General features: G+C 52.7%; 11 protein-coding genes and 1 pseudogene. 7 read left to right on the forward strand and 5 right to left on the reverse strand.

The features are described from left to right. Window positions 1-31: 31 nt before the first annotated feature. Together atoC and atoS are read right to left on the reverse strand one after the other, a co-directional pair. Window positions 32-1,417, reverse strand: coding sequence for an acetoacetate metabolism transcriptional regulator AtoC (gene atoC / locus IB214_RS08310; RefSeq protein ID WP_117343432.1), 1,386 nt, complete (start codon window positions 1,415-1,417; stop codon window positions 32-34). Continuing rightward, entirely contained in the window at window positions 1,414-3,252 is a 1,839-nt protein-coding gene (gene atoS / locus IB214_RS08315) for a two-component system sensor histidine kinase AtoS (RefSeq protein WP_188249375.1), read from the reverse strand. The genes atoC and atoS overlap by 4 nt, the downstream gene beginning before the upstream one ends. Window positions 3,253-3,419: 167 nt before the next feature. On the opposite strand from atoS, the gene rcsC reads away from it, so the two are divergent. Beyond that, entirely contained in the window at window positions 3,420-6,266 is a 2,847-nt protein-coding gene (gene rcsC, locus IB214_RS08320; protein WP_117343434.1) for a two-component system sensor histidine kinase RcsC, read from the forward strand. Between the two features lie 113 nt (window positions 6,267-6,379). Here rcsC and rcsB read toward each other — a convergent pair whose 3' ends face one another. Further along, window positions 6,380-7,030 carry a response regulator transcription factor RcsB gene (gene rcsB, locus IB214_RS08325; protein ID WP_045445418.1) on the reverse strand — a complete coding sequence of 217 codons (651 nt, stop codon included), beginning with the start codon at window positions 7,028-7,030 and terminating at the stop codon, window positions 6,380-6,382. Between the two features lie 16 nt (window positions 7,031-7,046). Next, window positions 7,047-9,716, reverse strand: a complete 2,670-nt coding sequence (gene rcsD / locus IB214_RS08330; RefSeq protein WP_117343435.1) for a phosphotransferase RcsD — start codon at window positions 9,714-9,716, stop codon at window positions 7,047-7,049. Between the two features lie 740 nt (window positions 9,717-10,456). Between rcsD and IB214_RS08335 the strand changes: the two genes are divergently transcribed. The 6 genes and pseudogenes from IB214_RS08335 to mgtE all read left to right on the forward strand — a co-directional run bounded on the left by IB214_RS08335 (window position 10,457) and on the right by mgtE (window position 17,854). Beyond that, window positions 10,457-11,581, forward strand: coding sequence for a porin OmpC (locus tag IB214_RS08335; RefSeq protein WP_117343436.1), 1,125 nt, complete (start codon window positions 10,457-10,459; stop codon window positions 11,579-11,581). Between the two features lie 116 nt (window positions 11,582-11,697). Next, entirely contained in the window at window positions 11,698-12,753 is a 1,056-nt protein-coding gene (gene apbE / locus IB214_RS08340) for an FAD:protein FMN transferase ApbE (protein WP_117343437.1), read from the forward strand. A 79-nt stretch (window positions 12,754-12,832) separates the two neighbouring features. Next, on the forward strand, window positions 12,833-13,897 hold the full coding sequence (ada, locus tag IB214_RS08345; protein WP_117343438.1) for a bifunctional DNA-binding transcriptional regulator/O6-methylguanine-DNA methyltransferase Ada: 1,065 nt from the start codon (window positions 12,833-12,835) through the stop codon (window positions 13,895-13,897). Further along, window positions 13,897-14,587: pseudogene (gene alkB, locus IB214_RS08350) on the forward strand (DNA oxidative demethylase AlkB). Before ada ends, alkB begins: the two are co-directional and overlap by 1 nt. Before the next feature lie 35 nt (window positions 14,588-14,622). Then, window positions 14,623-16,266 (forward strand): multidrug ABC transporter permease/ATP-binding protein, encoded by a 1,644-nt coding sequence (locus IB214_RS08355; protein WP_117343439.1) that lies wholly within the window; start codon window positions 14,623-14,625, stop codon window positions 16,264-16,266. Between the two features lie 151 nt (window positions 16,267-16,417). Further along, on the forward strand, window positions 16,418-17,854 hold the full coding sequence (gene mgtE / locus IB214_RS08360; RefSeq protein WP_115257946.1) for a magnesium transporter: 1,437 nt from the start codon (window positions 16,418-16,420) through the stop codon (window positions 17,852-17,854). Here the strand turns inward: mgtE and IB214_RS08365 are convergent. Further along, window positions 17,817-19,064, reverse strand: a complete 1,248-nt coding sequence (locus IB214_RS08365; protein ID WP_117343440.1) for a SulP family inorganic anion transporter — start codon at window positions 19,062-19,064, stop codon at window positions 17,817-17,819. The genes mgtE and IB214_RS08365 overlap by 38 nt on opposite strands. Between the last annotated feature and the right edge of the window lie 110 nt (window positions 19,065-19,174).

Here is a 19,174-nt window from a genome sequence, read left to right on the forward strand (position 1 = left end):
TGTGCAAAATTCTGCATAGCAACTTTCTGTCTCAAACCCCTGTCGGGTCGATGTCATATTCTTGAAGTTTATACATCAGGGCGCGTCGGCTGATACCCAGCATCAGCGCCGTGCGGGTGCGGTTTCCGTCCTGTTGTTCAAGAACCTCCACGATGATCCGTTTTTCCTCGCGTTTAATTTCTTCTTTCAGGCTACGTTCCCCCGTTTGAGTGGGTTTTACTTCGGTTATTGCGCTGACGGGTGAACGGAACTGGTCGGGAAGATCGTCGGCAAAAATCACCGCGCCGGTGTTCATTACCACCGCGCGTTCAATCACATTGGAGAGTTCACGGATATTGCCCGGCCACGACCAGGCACTGAGGATCGACATTGCTGTTGGGTCGATATCGATGATATCGCGCTGATTCTCAGAACTGAATTTTTGTAAAAAATGGTTGGCCAGCAGGGCGATATCTTCCCGCCGCTCACGTAACGGTGGCAGCTGAAGGTGGATGACATTCAAACGATAAAACAGATCTTCGCGGAAAGTGCCTGCTTTCACCATTGTTTGCAGGCTACGGTTGGTGGCGGCGATAATGCGGATATCGACGCGAATGGTTTGATGCCCGCCGATGCGTTCAAATTCTCTTTCCTGCAAAATGCGCAGCAGCTTCGCCTGCAGGCCTGGAGGCATTTCGCCAATTTCATCAAGGAAAAGCGTACCCTGATGGGCGCGTTCGAATAAACCCTGGCGTAGCGTTTGCGCCCCGGTAAACGCCCCCTTTTCATGACCGAACAGCTCGCTTTCCAGTAACGATTCCGGCAGGGCGGCGCAGTTGATTTTGATAAAAGGACCGTTGGCGCGTCGGCTGTTGTAGTGGATTGCCCGGGCGATCAGCTCTTTTCCGGTGCCGCTCTCACCGCTTACCAACACGCTGGCCTGCGAGAGGGCGATTTTCGCCGTATCTTTACAGATATCCTGCATTAGCGGGCTGTTGGTCAGGATATGCCCCCATTGCCAGCTGGTGCTTAGCGCTTTATGCAGGTTGCGGATCTCCTGCTTCATCGCCTGTAGCTGCAACGCGCGCTGGATAACCAGGTTAAGCTCATCCAGATCGAAAGGTTTGATCACGTAATCAAATGCGCCGCTGCGTAATGCTTCCACTGCCGTCTCAACTTCGGCGTAAGCGGTCATCAGAATGACGGGGATACGCGGCTGACACGTACGCATACGTTTCAGTGCCTCAATACCGTCCATGACCGGCATGCGAATGTCCATCAACACTACGTCAGGCTGCTTTTCGTTAAACAGCGCCAGGCCAGCCTCACCGTCGCAGGCGCTGTGCGTCTCATGTCCTTGCAGAGAAAACGCGGTAGTCAGCATACGGCAAACATTGGCTTCATCATCAACGATGAGAATACGGTAGGTGGTTTTCATTCTGACGGGGTTTCCTGCGGATGAGTCGGTAAAATAAGGGTGAAGGTTGCACCGCAGCCCGGCATGCTGGCGACGCGAATATCGCCCTGATGGGCGTTAATAATCCGCTGGCTGAGGGCCAGACCAAGCCCTGTTCCCGAGGCTTTGGTGGTGAAGAACGGATCAAATATTTTTTTCTGCAGCGCAATATCGATGCCGCAGCCGTTATCCTCGATGGTCACCGCCTGTTGTGACGCCGCGTATTGCCAGGTACGGATCTTAATGTCACCGCGTGCGCTGATGGCTTGTACCGCGTTGATTAAAATGTTGAGGATCACCTGCTTAAGTAACTCGCGATCGGCAACGATCGCCGGCAGGTTGGGGTGTAACTCCGTGGTAAAATTAATGCGCGCCTGAATACCAGCGGTTTGAACCAGGATCAGCGTTTCTGCAATCAGCGTATTGAGCTGTACCTGCTGCCATTTGCTGTGTCGCGGACGAGAAAAATCCAACAGTTGCTGAATGACCCTGTTGATTGAGTCAATCTCGTTCAGCACCACGGATAAATATTCCTGATGCTCCGGCAAGGTCGTTTGTTGGCGGATAATCTGCACATAACCACGGATTGCCGTCAGCGGATTTCTCACTTCATGAGCCACTCCGGCCATCAGTTCGCCGAGGGTGGCAAGCCGTTCAGTTTGTGCCAGTCGCCGCTGGGTCTCTTTACGGGCGGTTAAATCGGAGAAGAAAACCAATGCGCCGATCAGTTCACCGTGTGCATTATGGATCCGGCTGGAAGTGACGCTTATCTCAATGACACGGTCGCGTCCGGGAAAACTGACTTCCTGAGCGACATGTTCGGTACCATGTTCCAGCGTATCCAGCACCGGGCTGGAAAATGGGGTGTTGGAAAAAATCCTGGCATAAGGTTGCCCGACTAACTCATGCAACGTGTAACCGGTAATTTGTTCCGCTGCGGGGTTCATCGTGGTGACATCACCCTGCCTGTCGATAGCAATCACCCCGTCGGCGGCGTTTTCAATAATCAGATCGTTAAGGGTTTTGGTTTCCAGCAGCGTTTGCGCCAGCGCATTGACGCTGCGGCTAATTTGCCCCAGTTCGCCGGGCAATTCTGGCAGTCGGGTTGGCGTCTTTTGTCCCAGCGTTAACAGACCGTCGGTGATGATGTCGATATTGGCGCTGAGACGGCGGGAGAACAGCACGATCAGCAGCAGGCTGATGAGCAGTCCTGCCGCCAGCACGGCGACGATTCTGACGTCCATTTTTCTCGCTTGCTGGCGAATATCTTCCGTCAGTTCGTTGGCCCAGATATAGCCAATAACCTCACCATGACGTTTGATCGGTAGCATTGAATTAAGGATGTCGCCGCGCACCTGTTGGCCTGAGACGACGATGGCCGACTGGGTGCTCATCACGTCACGTCCTGGGTGGTCAGGTGAGATAGTGAGTCCCACATTGCCCTGATAAAGCGCAGAAGGGGAGTAGGTGATCACGGCATCGAGGGCTTTGTGGTAGTAGCCCGCGCCCACGCCGGGAAACGCCTGTGTGATGCGCTCGGTGATGGGGCCCAGCGCCTGATTAAGCGCACGAATGCGCGCGTCACGCGGCAAATTTGCATAGTCGCTAAAACGATCGCCCAAGGCATCGTTTAGCAGGGCTAACACTGATGACAGTTTTTTCTCTTTTTCAGATAAGACTGCTGAACGGCCTTCGGTTTCTACGATATAACCAATGGATATCGTCGGTACTGTCACCATCAGAATGGCCATCATGATCATTTGGTTGCGTAAACGTCGCGGGGTTAAACGACGCGTCAGCCATTTCAGGTCGGGCATTCTGACATCCGTACAAGGTATTTAAGTCAAACGACGATTATCAGGGGTTAAGATAATGTTTTCTCAGCGGTGTATCATATTCCCGTAAAGAGAGGGCATTGCGACGCCGGGCATTTACCGCTACCTTAACCACACTTATTCATACCCTGAGGCGGAGCTTCGCCCCTTTGAAATACCTTGCTTCTGTTCATGCAACCCTAAAAGTCTCACGCTACCTGTTCAGAGCGCTGGCGCTGCTGGTCTGGCTTCTGATTGCTTTTGCGAGTGTGTTCTACATTGTGAATGCGCTGCATCAGCGAGAATCGGAGATCCGTCAGGAGTTTACGCTTAGCTCCGATCAGGCGCAGCGCTACATTCAGCGCACGTCTGATGTGATCAAAGAGCTGAAATATATTGCAGAGAACCGCTTAACAGCGGAAAACGGCGTGATGTCGCTGCGGGCGCGGGATGACAAAACCGTGGTGCCCAATTTTGAGCCGCTGTTTGCTGATTCCGACTGTGCGGTGATGGGCAACGCCTGGCGTGGTTCACTGGAATCGCTGGCGTGGTTTATGCGCTACTGGCGCGACAATTTCTCCGCCGCCTATGACTTAAACCGCGTGTTTCTGATCGGCAGCGATAACCTGTGTATGGCCAACTTTGGTCTGCGTGATATGCCCGTTGAACGCGATGAGGCGTTGAAAGCGTTGCATGAACGCATCGTTAAGTACCGCAATGCGCCGCAGGACGAAAACGGCAATAACCTGTTCTGGATAAGCCAGGGGCCGCGTCCGGGCGTGGGCTATTTTTATGCGCTGACGCCGGTGTATCTGGCTAATCGCCTGCAGGCGCTGCTTGGCGTTGAGCAGCCGATTCGTATGGAAAACTTCTTCACGCCGGGTAATCTGCCGATGGGCGTGACTATCCTCGATGAAAATGGTCACGCACTGATTTCGCTGGCTGGCCCTGAGGGGACGATCAAAGCTGAACCGCGTTGGATGCAGGAGCGTTCCTGGTTTGGTTATACGCCGGGTTTTCGCGAGCTGGTGCTGAAGAAAAATCTGCCGCCATCATCGCTCAGTATTGTGTATTCCGTCCCGGTCGATCTGGTGCTGGAACGTATTCGCATGTTGATCCTCAACGCTATTCTGTTGAATGTGCTGGTGGGCGCGGCGTTGTTTATGCTGGCACGTATGTATGAGCGACGTATTTTTATCCCTGCGGAAAGCGATGCCCAGCGTCTGGAAGAACATGAACAGTTTAACCGTAAAATTGTTGCCTCTGCGCCAGTCGGTATTTGTATTCTGCGCACTATCGACGGTATTAACATCCTGAGTAACGAGTTGGCGCATACCTATCTGAATATGTTGACCCACGAGGACAGGCAGCGGCTAACACAGATCATCTGCGGTCAGCAGGTTAATTTCGTTGATGTGCTCACCAGCAACAATACCAATCTGCAAATCAGCTTTGTGCATTCGCGCTATCGCAATGAAAACGTGGCGATTTGCGTACTGGTTGATGTTAGCGCACGTGTCAAAATGGAAGAGTCGCTGCAGGAGATGGCGCAGGCAGCGGAGCAGGCTAGCCAGTCTAAATCGATGTTCCTCGCCACGGTCAGCCATGAGCTGCGTACGCCGCTGTACGGCATTATCGGCAACCTGGATTTGCTGCAAACCAAAGAGTTGCCGAGTGGTGTCGATCGGTTGGTCACGGCGATGAACAACTCCTCCAGCCTGCTGCTGAAAATTATCAGCGATATTCTCGACTTCTCAAAAATTGAATCTGAACAGCTTAAGATTGAGCCGCGTGAGTTTTCACCGCGCGAGGTGATGAACCACATAACGGCCAACTACCTGCCGCTGGTGGTACGTAAGCAGCTGGGATTGTACTGTTTCATCGAACCGGATGTGCCGGTGGCGTTGAATGGCGACCCCATGCGCTTGCAGCAGGTGATCTCTAATCTGTTGAGCAATGCGATTAAGTTCACCGATACCGGCTGCATTGTGCTGCATGTGCAGCGTCATGGTGATTATCTCAGTATTCGCGTACGTGATACTGGCGTGGGCATTCCGGCCAAAGAAGTCGTGCGTCTGTTCGATCCGTTCTTTCAGGTCGGCACCGGGGTTCAGCGTAATTTCCAGGGAACCGGATTGGGGCTGGCGATTTGTGAAAAACTGATCAGCATGATGGATGGTGATATATCCGTCGATTCCGAACCCGGAATGGGCAGCCAGTTTACGGTGCGTATTCCACTGTATGGTGCGCAGTATCCACTGAAGAAAAGTGTGGAAGGGCTGACCAATACCCGCTGCTGGCTGGCGGTACGTAATGCTTCACTGTATCGCTTTATCGAAGCCAGCCTGACGCGTAACGGGATGACGGTGCTGCGCTATGAAGGTCAGCAACCCGACGCTGATGACGTGCTGATTGCCGATGATGTGCAGGAACAGGCATGGCAGGGACGCGCCGCGGTGATTTTCTGTCGCCGACATATCGGCATTCCGCAGGAGAGAGCGCCGGGTGAGTGGGTGCACAGCGTGGCCTCACCGCACGAGCTGCCTGTGCTGCTGGCGCATATATATCGCGTTGAGCTGGAGGATGAAAATCTCTCCAGCGCGCTGCCTGCCCCGGATAAAATCGGCAGTACCCACGATGACATGATGATTCTGGTGGTTGACGATCATCCGATCAACCGCCGCTTGTTGGCCGATCAGTTGGGATCGTTGGGGTATCAGTGCAAAACCGCCAATGACGGTGTGGATGCGCTCAATGTGTTGAGCAAAAATCATATTGATATCGTGTTGAGCGACGTCAACATGCCGAATATGGACGGTTACCGCCTGACGCAACGCATTCGTCAGCTGGGGCTCACACTGCCGGTGGTTGGCGTAACGGCGAACGCACTGGCAGAAGAGAAGCAGCGTTGTCTGGAGTCAGGGATGGATAGTTGCTTATCCAAGCCGGTGACGTTGGATGTGCTGAAGCAGACGCTGACGGTGTATGCGGAAAGAGTGAGAAAAACGAGGGGATAAAAAATGCCGGATGGCGGCGTTTGCCTTATCCGGCCTACGGAACATACCTCAATGAGGTATCGTTCGTAGGCCGGATAAACGTAGCGCCATCAGGCATGTTGATGGAAAAGGAATCAGTCTTTGTCGGACGGGCTTAGCGTCACGGACGAGAGATAATTCAGCAGGGCGATATCGTTTTCAACGCCCAGTTTCATCATCGCGGACTTTTTCTGGCTACTGATGGTTTTAATGCTGCGGTTGAGCTTTTTGGCGATTTCAGTGACCAGGAAACCTTCCGCGAACAGGCGCAGAACTTCGCTCTCTTTCGGCGAAAGACGTTTGTCACCATACCCGCTGGCACTGATTTTCTCCAGCAAACGAGAAACGCTTTCTGGGGTAAATTTCTTGCCTTTTTGCAGCGCCGCCAGTGCTTTTGGCAGATCCGTTGGCGCACCCTGTTTCAGCACGATCCCTTCAATGTCGAGATCCAGCACGGCGCTGAGGATCGCCGGGTTGTTGTTCATGGTCAGGACGATGATCGACAGGCTTGGAAAATGGCGTTTGATGTATTTAATTAACGTGATCCCGTCACCGTATTTATCTCCCGGCATAGAGAGATCGGTTATCAACACATGCGCGTCTAATTTCGGCAAATTGTTGATCAGTGCAGTGGAGTCTTCAAATTCGCCGACAACGTTCACCCATTCGATTTGCTCAAGTGATTTACGAATACCGAACAGTACAATCGGATGGTCATCGGCAATAATTACGTTCATAGTGTTCATGTATTGGGCTACCTTGCTACAGCAAGCTCTTGACGTAAGTGTCAATGTCGCTGATGTACTTTTCTATACCTGGAGCATCTTTTTCTTGAATAAGATGTTCCAGCGCTTCACATAACTGCTTGCCGGGTACCAGATTAAGCATGGCAAACACGCCTTTCAGGCGATGGGCGGTTTGGGCTAACGCAGCGAAATCGCTGGTTTCCGCCTCAGTATACAACCTCTTAACATCATCCGGTACTGTGTCTACAAAGAGTGCATAGTAACCACTGGCATGAAGTTCGGCGTTTTCATCTCCGCCGAGGGGGATTTCCTGGATCTCTTCCTGCGCCAGCTGCTCTTCTATTAGCTCGAGGACAGCTTCCTGCATAGCATTGCTCATATTAAAGTTGACGCGCAGCTGGCCAGGGCCAATTTTGCGTACGCCAGACTCATCATCGCTTAAAAGCAAGCCCGAGGCAGTAAGATTAGACGGATTATCAGTTAAAAAGAGATCATATTCTTGACTACTCAACCGTTCATCGGGCGTGATGCAGGTGGCTCCCCAGTTTTCTAGCTGACGTAATACGATGCTACGTACCTCACTGGAGGTGACATCAACCATCACGCAGACGTCATCCAACAAGCGCTCTTCAATGTCAGCATGTTGGTCATGCAGCGGCATTTTAACATGGACGATATAACGCGTTCCAAGTTCTTCACGCGCTTTGATATTCAGGTGCCCGCCCAGTTTACGGGCCAGCTGATCGCATAGCCAAAACGTCAGCGGGTTGGCTTTGCCATAGCGATCGCCCTGCGTTTCATTGATGAACGGAAAATGTAGATTATCAATTTCATTCAACGTTACGCCTTCACCAGTATCCAGAATACGGAAGGTCAGGCGCTCTGCCTCTGATTCATCCTGGTCAACTTCGAGGGTAATTTTCCCAATTTGCGTGGTGGTTACCGCGTATTGAATCAACAGCAGCAGAATACGGCGCAGGGCGTCACGGTCGCCGCGGCGTTCATCGCTGGCACTGAGGTTATTTTTAATCAGCAGCTGCAGGCCTTTGCGTTTAATGACCGGCAGAACGTCAGGCACCACTTCATCAATTAACGTTTGAACGGAGAACAGCGTGGACTCGCTTTTCCAGCTGTCGCTCTCGAGAATATTGGCCAACTGAATTTCATCAACCATTCGCACCAGCACATCGGCCTGATTTGCCAGTTTTTGGCTGTCAGGCGTATTGAGTGCGGCGGCATTAACGGCCAGTATTCTGGCCGGATCTTTCAGGGCACTGCCGATATTCTGCATAAATGCGGCGCGGGCCTGCTGATTTTTCTCATACAGGCGCTGGGCTTGTTTCAGTTTTTTATTCACCAGCACTTCTTTGTCCTGGTCGCGAATAATAAAGATCTGCGTACGCGGTGATATCTGGCTGCGGAACAGTCGGATTTCATACAGTTCATTATTAATGGTGGCCTGGATCACGCCCTGATGCTGCTCAGCCATGCTGGTTATGTTTTGCAAATTCAAATGCGGCAGCAGGTGGTCGGCAATTTTATTGCTGATGACCGTACGGTTAGCCTCCTGGTCGTGCACCAATAAGCCCAGCGGCAGCAGTGAAACAATCTCTTCGTTGATTGCTCGCAAAACGCGTAATTCATTATTGGCGGCAAGGTTTGGCGCCACGTCGGTCGAGCGGGCAGGGAGGTGGCGAAAGGTGGTATAGCCAAACAACGCCAGTGCCAGCAATGCGATGTTCAGCAACAGCGGCAGCAGGATATTTTGCAAGGTGTCGAGCAGCAATGAACCGAACGGGACCTGCCAGACCAGTCGCATATCCGTTGAGTTTAGCGCCGATGAAATCTCAATTTTGGCGTTATTGAAGCTGATACTGACGCTGTCAGGCGACTCTTTTTCATTACTGTGCTCGACCGTTGAGGTGGCATCAGGTTCCAAATGAAAACTGTCCAGCGGCATACCTGGCGGGATCAGATCATTAATGGGCAGGTCAAACGCCACCACGGTGGCCAGATGTCCCGGCTGATTAAAGGTGGTACGCAGTGTGAAGTAATGGCCGTTTTGCCAGACCAGGCGGCGCAGCGAGGAGAAGCTTTCACGTTCATCCAGCGCATTGGCCTGCTGTAGCATTTCTGCACGGCGCGAATCGACGATATTACCAATCGTCGACTCTTTAAAGCCGGAGGTCAGATCTTTCAGTGGCAACGTCGAAATCAGGATCAGGCTGTTGTCCTGGCCATTGAGATAATACATTGACCATGGGACATTCTCGGCTCCCCACAGGGTATCCAGGTAGGTTGAGATACGCTGGGTCATCTCCAGCGTTGAGCTGTCATGCGAGCCAAAAATAAGCGCTTCGGTTTTTCTGCGTGGTTTCTCAAGATAGTAGATATCTTGTTTCAAACGGGTTTCTTGTAGTCCATCCGCTGTGGCGGATTGCGGGGTGGCGGCAATATTGTCATAAATTTGCCACGTGACGTACCGCCAGGTATCTACTCGTTTATGGATGGCATGCGTGATATCGACAATCTGATAGCTCTTATCTTTTAGCCAGGTGTTGACCGCGCTCTGGACCATCACGCCCATCATCACTAACAGCACAACGATCAGTAATAAGAAGAAACGGGTAATACTTCCCGGAAGTAGGGAAAATCGGGTAGAAGCCGTTGTGTCTGACTGACTCATTCGTGTTTAAGACCTGTTAGAACGATGCTTAAGATGAAGGGGCAGTATAAAGGGTAATGGATGAATTGCCATACTCTCGCAGCACTGGACGCATGGCATGTGTTTACCGCACATCTTGCTTCGTCACGCCGTGGTCAATCTGTACAGTCCACCGTGTCAGGTACAAATAGAAATTTTGAACCTAAGAAATTAGCATTAAATAACAAGAAATTATTAGATAAGCTTAGGTGTGATTAATACACAAAAAAATAGTTAATAATTGTTATAGTTTTTGGTTGGTAGCACAGGACTGTCAGTTTTGTGTAAATTAGGGTAAAAAAAAACCGAACGCAGAGCATTCGGTTGAAATAGGGGTAAACAGACATTCAAGAATGAATGACGGTAATAAATAAAGTTAATGATGATAGCAGTGCTATTTTAGTTGCGAGTGAAGATTTTGTTTTGTCATTCAGTGCTATGAGTTTTTCGAATGCAATTAGTTGATTTATATCGTCATATGTATGTTTCTTGACTATTTGTGCTTATTTTGCTCGTTTTTTGATTTTTAAAAAGTTCCCTAATGTTAACATTTTGAAACATCTGTGTAGATAAATGAAACACCTTTAAAGTTTTAGTATCATATTCGTGTTGGATTATTCTGTGTTTTTGCGGAGAATGAAGTTGCCGACTGGTTAATGAACGTAATCAGTATGCAGTGGCATAAAAAAAGCAATAAAGGCATATAACAGAGGGTTAATAACATGAAAGTCAAAGTACTGTCCCTCCTGGTCCCAGCTCTGCTGGTAGCAGGTACAGCGAATGCGGCTGAAATTTACAACAAAGACGGCAACAAATTAGATCTGTACGGTAAAGTCGACGGTCTGCACTATTTCTCCGATAACAAAGGTGATGATGGTGACAAGACTTACATGCGTATCGGCTTCAAAGGCGAAACTCAGGTTAACGACCAACTGACCGGTTACGGCCAGTGGGAATACCAGATTCAGGGTAACGCGGCTGAAAGTGAAAACAACGCCTGGACCCGTGTGGCGTTTGCGGGTCTGAAATTCGCTGATGCCGGTTCTTTCGATTACGGTCGTAACTACGGTGTTACTTATGATGTAACGTCCTGGACCGACGTCTTGCCGGAATTCGGCGGCGATACCTACGGTGCTGATAACTTCATGCAGCAGCGTGGTAACGGCTTTGCGACCTACCGTAACACCGATTTCTTCGGCCTGGTTGATGGTCTGAATTTTGCCCTGCAGTACCAAGGTAAAAACGGTAGTGTAAGCGGTGAAAATGATACGGGCCGTGGTACGTTGAAACAGAATGGTGACGGCTTCGGTGGTTCACTGACTTATGATCTTGGTGCCGGTTTTGGTATCGGTGGTGCAATCACTTCCTCCAAACGTACTGCAGATCAGAATGCGGCTGGCGTGTATGGTAGTGGTGATCGTGCGACGGTTTACACCGGTGGCCTGAAATATGATGCCAATAATGTATATCTGGCGGCACAGTATTCTCAGACTTACAACGCAACCCGTTTTGGTGATTCTAAATCTACCAATGGCAATGACATCTACGGTTTTGCTGATAAAGCGCAGAACTTCGAAGTTGTTGCACAGTACCAGTTTGACTTCGGTCTGCGCCCTTCAGTGGCTTACCTGCAGTCAAAAGGTAAAGACATCACTAACGGTAGCACCAACTTTGGCGACCAGGATATCCTGAAATATGTTGATGTTGGCGCGACTTACTACTTCAACAAAAACATGTCTACCTATGTTGATTACAAAATCAACCTGCTGGATGACAACGAGTTCACTCAACGTGCCGGTATAGCTACCGATGATATCGTAGCGCTGGGTCTGGTTTACCAGTTCTAATCTGCGTTCATTGTTATTAAAAGGCCCTGCGGGGCCTTTTTTAATGCCGTTATTCCGGCGTACAGGCAACCCTTTTTGGTGTACTCTTGCGTCCGTTCGCATGAGGATAATCACGTATGGATATGAATTTTTGCCGCGCAGCCCTGTTGGCTGTGACGATCTTTTTTGTCGGCTGCGATAACGCACCAAAGCCGGTTCAGACCACACCGCCTGCGGCCACCGTACTGGAAGGCAAAACGATGGGCACCTTCTGGCGGGTTAGCGTGGTGAACGTTGATGCTAAACGCGCCGAAGAACTGCGGGTCAAGATCCAGACGCAGCTTGATGCTGACGATCAGCTGCTCTCTACCTATAAAAACGATTCTGCGCTGATGCGTTTTAACTTGTCGAAAAGCCTGTCGCCCTGGCCGGTCAACGATGCCATGGCGGATATCATCACCTCGGCGCTGCGTATTGGCGCGAAAACCGATGGCGCGATGGACATCACCGTCGGCCCGTTGGTTAACCTGTGGGGATTTGGTCCGGACAAGCAGCCGCTGCATATCCCCACGCAGGCACAAATTGATGCCGCAAAAGCACAAACCGGGCTGCAGCACCTGAGCGTAATCAATGACACGCGGCAGAACTATCTGCAGAAAGATCTACCGGATCTGTATGTCGATCTCTCTACCGTTGGTGAAGGTTATGCTGCCGACCATCTGGCCCGACTGATGGAGCAGGAGGGGATCGCCCGTTATCTGGTGTCCGTTGGTGGGGCGCTGAACAGCCGGGGGATGAACGCCGAGGGACGTCCGTGGCGAGTAGCGATCCAGAAACCCACAGATCGGGAAAACGCGGTGCAGGCGGTTGTAGATATTAACGGTCATGGCATCAGCACGTCCGGCAGTTATCGCAATTATTACGAACTGGACGGAAAGCGTCTGTCGCATGTTATCGATCCGCAAACCGGTCGGCCAATTGAGCATAATCTGGTCTCGGTGACGGTGATTGCGCCTACGGCACTGGAAGCCGACGGCTGGGATACCGGCCTGATGGTGCTCGGCACGGATAAAGCCAAAGAGGTGGTGCGTCGTGAAGGGCTGGCGGTTTATATGATCTTCAAAGAAGGCGAGGGGTTTAAAACCTGGATGTCGCCGCAGTTCGAAAGCTTTCTGGTCAGCGATAAAAATTAAAAAGCAAGATTGCAGGTTTTTACGCCCTGCAATGCGGACACACTGAGGCTAAGCACTATGCTTAACAAAGGAGTCCATTATGAACAATCTTCAACGCGTAACCGATGAGGACCGTTGGCAGTCTGTGTTACAGCGTGATGCGGACGCTGACGGTCAGTTTGTTTTTGCTGTACAGACCACGGGTATCTTTTGTCGACCGTCATGTCGGGCTAAACATGCGCTGCGTAAAAATGTCCGTTTCTTTGCCGATGCCGGGCAGGCGTTAGCGGCAGGATTTCGTCCCTGCAAACGCTGTCAGCCGGATAAAGCCAACGCGCAGCAGCAGCGGCTGGAGAAGATTAGCCTGGCCTGCCAGTTGTTAGAGCAGGAGTCGCCGCTCACGCTGGAGGCTTTAGCTCAGCAGGTGGCGATGAGCCCGTTTCATCTACATCGTCTGTTTAAAGCTACGACGGGCATGACGCCGAAAGCGTGGCAGCAGTCCTGGCGCGTCAGGCGTTTGCGTGACGCGCTGGCGAAAGGCGCACCGGTGACCCAGGCGATTTTGAATGCAGGCTTCCCCGACAGCAGCAGCTATTACCGTAAAGCGGATGGAGCGCTGGGCATGACGGCAAAGCAGTTTCGTCAAGGCGGCGATAAGCTGGCGATTCGCTATACCGTGGCGGACTGCGCACTGGGCCGCTGCCTGGTAGCGGAAAGTGAACGCGGTATCTGCGCAATTTTACTCGGTGACGACGATGCTACGCTGGTATCTGAGCTGCATGAACTGTTTCCTGCAGCACGTGGTGTGCCTGCGGATCCCGATTTTCAACAGCGTGTGCGCGAAGTGATCGCGGTCATTAACTCACGCAATACCCCATTGTCGCTGCCGCTGGATATTAGGGGAACCGCGTTTCAGCAGCAGGTGTGGCAGGCGCTGCGTGACATTCCCTGTGGCGAAACGGTGAGCTACCAGCAGTTGGCGAATGCCGTGGGGAAACCGAAAGCGGTGCGCGCTGTGGCGAGTGCCTGCGGAGCAAATAAGCTGGCGATTGTGATCCCGTGTCATCGGGTGATCCGCGGCGATGGCGCGCTTTCGGGTTATCGCTGGGGCGTCGCCCGCAAGGCGCAACTGCTGCACCGTGAAACCACAGGTGAGGACAGATAATGCTCGATCTCTTTGCGCAGGCAAAACCCTGGCAGGAGCCGCTGGCGTCCGGTGCGGTCATTTTGCGCCGTTTTGCGTTTGATGCCGCGCCTTCTTTATTACAGGAAATGGCGGTTGTCGTCAGACAATCGCCGTTTCGCCAGATGGTGACCCCCGGCGGATATACGATGTCGGTGGCGATGACCAACTGTGGTCAATTGGGGTGGACGACCGATCAGCATGGCTACCTCTATTCTCCGGTCGATCCGTTGACCGGTAGCGCCTGGCCGCGTTTGCCTGACGTTTTTGCCGAACTGTGTCAACAGGCGGCGACCGCTGCGGGCTATCCCGATTTCCGACCAGATGCCTGTTTGATCAACCGCTATACGCCAGGGGCAAAACTGTCTTTGCATCAGGATAAAGACGAACCCGACCTGCAAGCGCCCATTGTTTCTGTCTCGCTGGGCCTGCCGGCAATCTTTCAGTTCGGTGGTCTGAAGCGCAACGATCCGTTAAAGCGGCTACTGCTGGAACACGGTGATGTGGTGGTGTGGGGCGGGAAATCACGCTTGTTTTATCATGGTATACAGCCGCTTAAGACTGGCTACCATCCGTTGACAACGGACTGCCGTTACAATCTGACTTTTCGCCGGGCGAGTAAAGAAGAATAAAAATAAGAATTATTATTGCTGTCGGCGAAGAGATGTTTAAACTGCGGGCTGTTATTACTTGTCCGGGTTGAACACATGGAACTTTTACTTCTTGTCTGGCGGCAGTATCGCTGGCCATTTATCAGCGTCATGGCGCTCAGCCTTGCCAGTGCTGCGTTGGGGATTGGGCTGATTGCGTTTATCAACCAGCGCCTGATTGAAACGGTCGACACCACGCTTATGGTGCTGCCGGAGTTTCTCGGCCTGCTGCTGTTGCTGATGATCGTGACCCTTGGTTCACAGCTGGCGTTGACCACGCTGGGACACCACTTTGTCTACCGTCTGCGTAGCGAATTTATCAAACGTATTCTGGATACTCACGTCGAGCGCATCGAACAGCTCGGTAGCGCCGCGTTGCTGGCTGGCTTAACCAGCGATATCCGCAATATCACCATCGCCTTTGTCCGCCTGCCGGAGCTAGTGCAGGGGATTATATTGACCGTCGGGTCTGCGGCATATCTGGCGATGCTGTCGACCAAAATGTTGCTGGTGACGGCAATCTGGATGGCGATCACCATCTGGGGTGGATTTGTGCTGGTGGCGCGGGTGTACAAACACATGGCCACGTTGCGTGAAACCGAAGACAAGCTGTACAACGATTACCAGACGGTGCTGGAAGGGCGCAAAGAGCTGACCCTTAACCGTGAACGTGCTGAGCATATTTTTAATCAACTGTACGTCCCGGATGCCAAAGAGTACCGCCACCATATTATTCGTGCCGATACCTTCCACCTGAGCGCGGTCAACTGGTCGAACATTATGATGTTGGGTGCCATTGGCCTGGTGTTCTGGATGGCTAATAGCCTCGGCTGGGCGGATACCAACGTCGCGGCAACCTATTCGCTGACACTGCTGTTCCTGCGTACGCCGCTGCTGTCTGCCGTTGGCGCGCTGCCCACGCTGCTCACCGCCCAGGTGGCGTTTAATAAACTGAATAAATTTGTACTGGCACCGTTCAAGGCTGAATTCCCTCGTCCTACTGCATTCCCAAACTGGAAAACGCTTGAGCTACGTAACGTGGTTTTCCACTATCAGGACAATGCTTTCTCCGTTGGGCCGGTCAATCTGACCATTCACCGTGGCGAGCTGATCTTCCTGATTGGCGGCAATGGCAGCGGGAAATCTACGCTGGCCATGTTACTGACTGGGTTATACCAGCCGCAGTCTGGCGAGATCCTGCTCGACGGTAAGGCGGTGGCGGTCGACAAACCTGAAGACTACCGCAAGCTGTTCTCCGCCGTGTTTACCGACGTCTGGCTGTTTGACAAACTGCTGGGGCCGGAAGGTCAATCGGCCAACCCGGCGCTGGTCGATAAGTGGCTGGAACATCTGCAGATGGCGCACAAGCTGGAGCTGAACGACGGGCGCATTCTGAATCTTAAGCTGTCGAAAGGGCAGAAAAAACGCGTGGCACTGCTGCTGGCGTTAGCCGAGGAACGCGACATTATTCTGCTGGATGAATGGGCTGCCGATCAGGACCCGCACTTCCGGCGCGAATTCTACCAGGTGCTGTTGCCGTTGATGCAAGAGATGGGCAAAACCATTTTTGCCATTAGTCATGATGATCACTACTTTATTCATGCCGATCGCTTGCTTGAGATGCGCAATGGCCAGCTGACTGAGCTGTTGGGCGACGATCGCGACGCTGCCTCGCGTGATGCCGTCGCACGTACTGCCTGAATCGGTGAGTTGTTACCCGATGGCACTACGCTTATCGGGCCTATAACTCCGCGTGCCGCCGGTTTTTTATCCATCCGGCGGCTTCGTTTATTGTTATTTACATAATTCGGCATCATGATTAATGATATTTCATATCATGGATTTATGATTGATGTCCGTAATAAACAAAAATAGCGCCAGGCTACGTGATGAAGAACGTGCCCGCCTGATCTGGCTGCTGACCACTGATAAAGCCATTATTTCAACGCTGTTGGGCAAGCTTACCCTGGCTGAGCAATATGACGTCGGTACGCTTGCCGACGATATTGCTGAGGTAGGGGCGCTGGTGGAGCATTTGCCGCCACCCGATCTGGCAGATACCCTCGAAGCATTACCCTCCGAAGAGCGTCACGCGCTGTGGCGGCTGATCCAAAGCGACAAGCGTGGTTATGTGTTGCTGGAGGCGTCTGAAAACGTCTGGGACGATCTGATCGATGAAATGTCGGACCGGGAATTGCTCGACGCGCTGCAATACCTCGACATCGACGAGCAGATTTACGTGGTGCAGCATTTACCGCGTAACCTGACCGGTCGACTGCTGGCAACGTTACCGGCGGAAGAGCGGGCGCGCGTGCGCCAGGTGATGCACTACGAGAAGAATCGCGTCGGTGCGATCATGGAGTTCGAGGTCATTACCGTGCGCCCGGACGTGACGCTGAAGGTGGTACAACGCTACCTGCGACGTCTGGGTAAAATGCCGGAGAACACCGATAAACTCTTCGTCACCGACCGCAATAAAGTGCTGGTGGGCGAGCTGACGTTAACCCGTATTCTGCTCAATGACGTGCAACGCAAAGTCAGTGAGGTGATGGAAGACGATCCGCTCACCTTTGCTCCGGAAGATATTGCCGAGCACGCCGCGCGTACCTTTGAACGTGATAACCTGGTCAGTGCGGCGGTGGTGGACCCAACCGGCAAGCTGATGGGGCGTTTAACCATCGATGAGATCGTCGATGTGGTGTATGAAGAAACGGACACCGATCTGCGCCGGATGGGGGGCTTAAGCGCCGGAGAAGATGTCTTTGCCCCGGTTACCAAAGCGGTAAAAACCCGCTGGGCCTGGCTGGCCGTTAATCTCTGTACCGCATTTATCGCATCGCGCGTCATCGACGGTTTTGAACACACGATTTCACAGCTGGTGGCGCTGGCCTCGCTCATGCCCATCGTGGCGGGGATCGGCGGCAATACCGGTAATCAGACCATCACCATGATTGTCCGCGCGCTGGCGCTGCAAAACATTCAGCCAGGAAACCTTACGTTCCTGATCCTGCGCGAAATGGGCGTGGCGGTGATTAACGGGCTGGTCTGGGGCGGGATTATGGGCGGCATCACCTGGTGGTTGTACGATGACATGGCGCTCGGCGGCGTGATGACCCTGGCAATGATGCTTAATCTGTTAATGGCAGCGCTGATGGGGGTGATTATTCCAATGACCATGGTCAAGCTGGGGCGCGACCCGGCGATCGGCTCAAGCGTGATGATCACCGCTATTACCGACACCGGCGGGTTCTTTATTTTTCTCGGTCTGGCGACGCTGTTTTTGGTGTAGTCGGGCGTTTGCCTCTGACGATGCGTGGCAGGACCAGCATCGTCAATACCCCGGCAACCACGCCAATAGCCAGGTTGCCGGTCGACACCGTTGCAGCAACGGTAATCAGCATCACCAGCGTTTCGCTGACCGGCATTTTCGCCAGTGTCGCTGGCTGAATGCTGTGCCAACTGAACGTTTTCACCGCCACAATGACCATAATACCTGCCAGCACTGACATGGGGATTTTTGCCATCATGTCGCTTAACGCAGTGACCAACAGCAGCAAGACCAGCCCAGCGGCGAACGTGGAGACGCGGCTGCGTCCTTTACCCATCTCAACGTTAACAATCGTTTGACCAATCATCGCGCATCCGGCGATACCGCCATATAACCCGGCCAGAATATTGGCTATCCCCAGCCCCGTACTTTCACGATTTTTATTCGAGGGCGTGACCGTCAGATCGTCAACCAGTCGGGCGGTAAGCAGCGACTCCATCAAGCCGACAAAGGCAATGCTCAGCGCGCAGGGCCAGATAATCGCCAACGTGTGCAGGTTGAGAGGCACCAACAGCTGTGTGAATCCGGGTAATCCACCGTTCAATGAGCCTTCGTCACCGACGGTAGGCAACAACTGCCCGCTGGTCACGGTGAAGACCGTCAGCAGCACGATGGCAATCAGCGGCGCTGGAATACTTTTAATAAACCGCGGTACCCACAGCACGATAAGCAGCGTCAGAACAAACAGCCCCCAAATCAACGGGCTTTTACTCCAGAAGTGCGGAACCTGAGCAAAGAAGATCAAGATGCCTAGCGCGTTAACAAAGCCGGTCATCACGGCCCCAGGGATAAAACGCATCAGTCGTGCCATCCCCAATACACCAAACAGGATTTGGATAACCCCGGCCAGCAGCACCGCGGGCAGGATGTACTGTACGCCGTGCTGATGCACCATTGGGCCAATCACCAGCGCCACCGATCCGGCTGCGGCGGTAACCATGGCCGGACGTCCGCCTAAAAAGGACATCGCCAGACACAGGACAACCGAGGCTATCAGGCTGACTTTGGGGTCTACGCCGGCGATAACAGAAAAAGAGATCACTTCCGGGATCAGCGCCAGCGCCGTGACCACGCCGGCCAGTGTTTCGCGCATCAGCAGGCGGGGTTGACGCAGCACAACGCCGACGGAATGTTCCGCCACGGCGGCAGGGGATGAATCAGTCGCAGACATAGTTACTCTCAGGTCAGAAATGGCCTGATAACAGCAGACCGGCAGGCATCCGTGCGGTGAATAGCAAAGCGCTGCATAGTACCCGCCTGACGGGTAGGTTTCCAGAAATG

This window comes from Citrobacter sp. C1 (assembly GCF_014596895.2).
Lineage (GTDB): Bacteria > Pseudomonadota > Gammaproteobacteria > Enterobacterales > Enterobacteriaceae > Citrobacter > Citrobacter gillenii.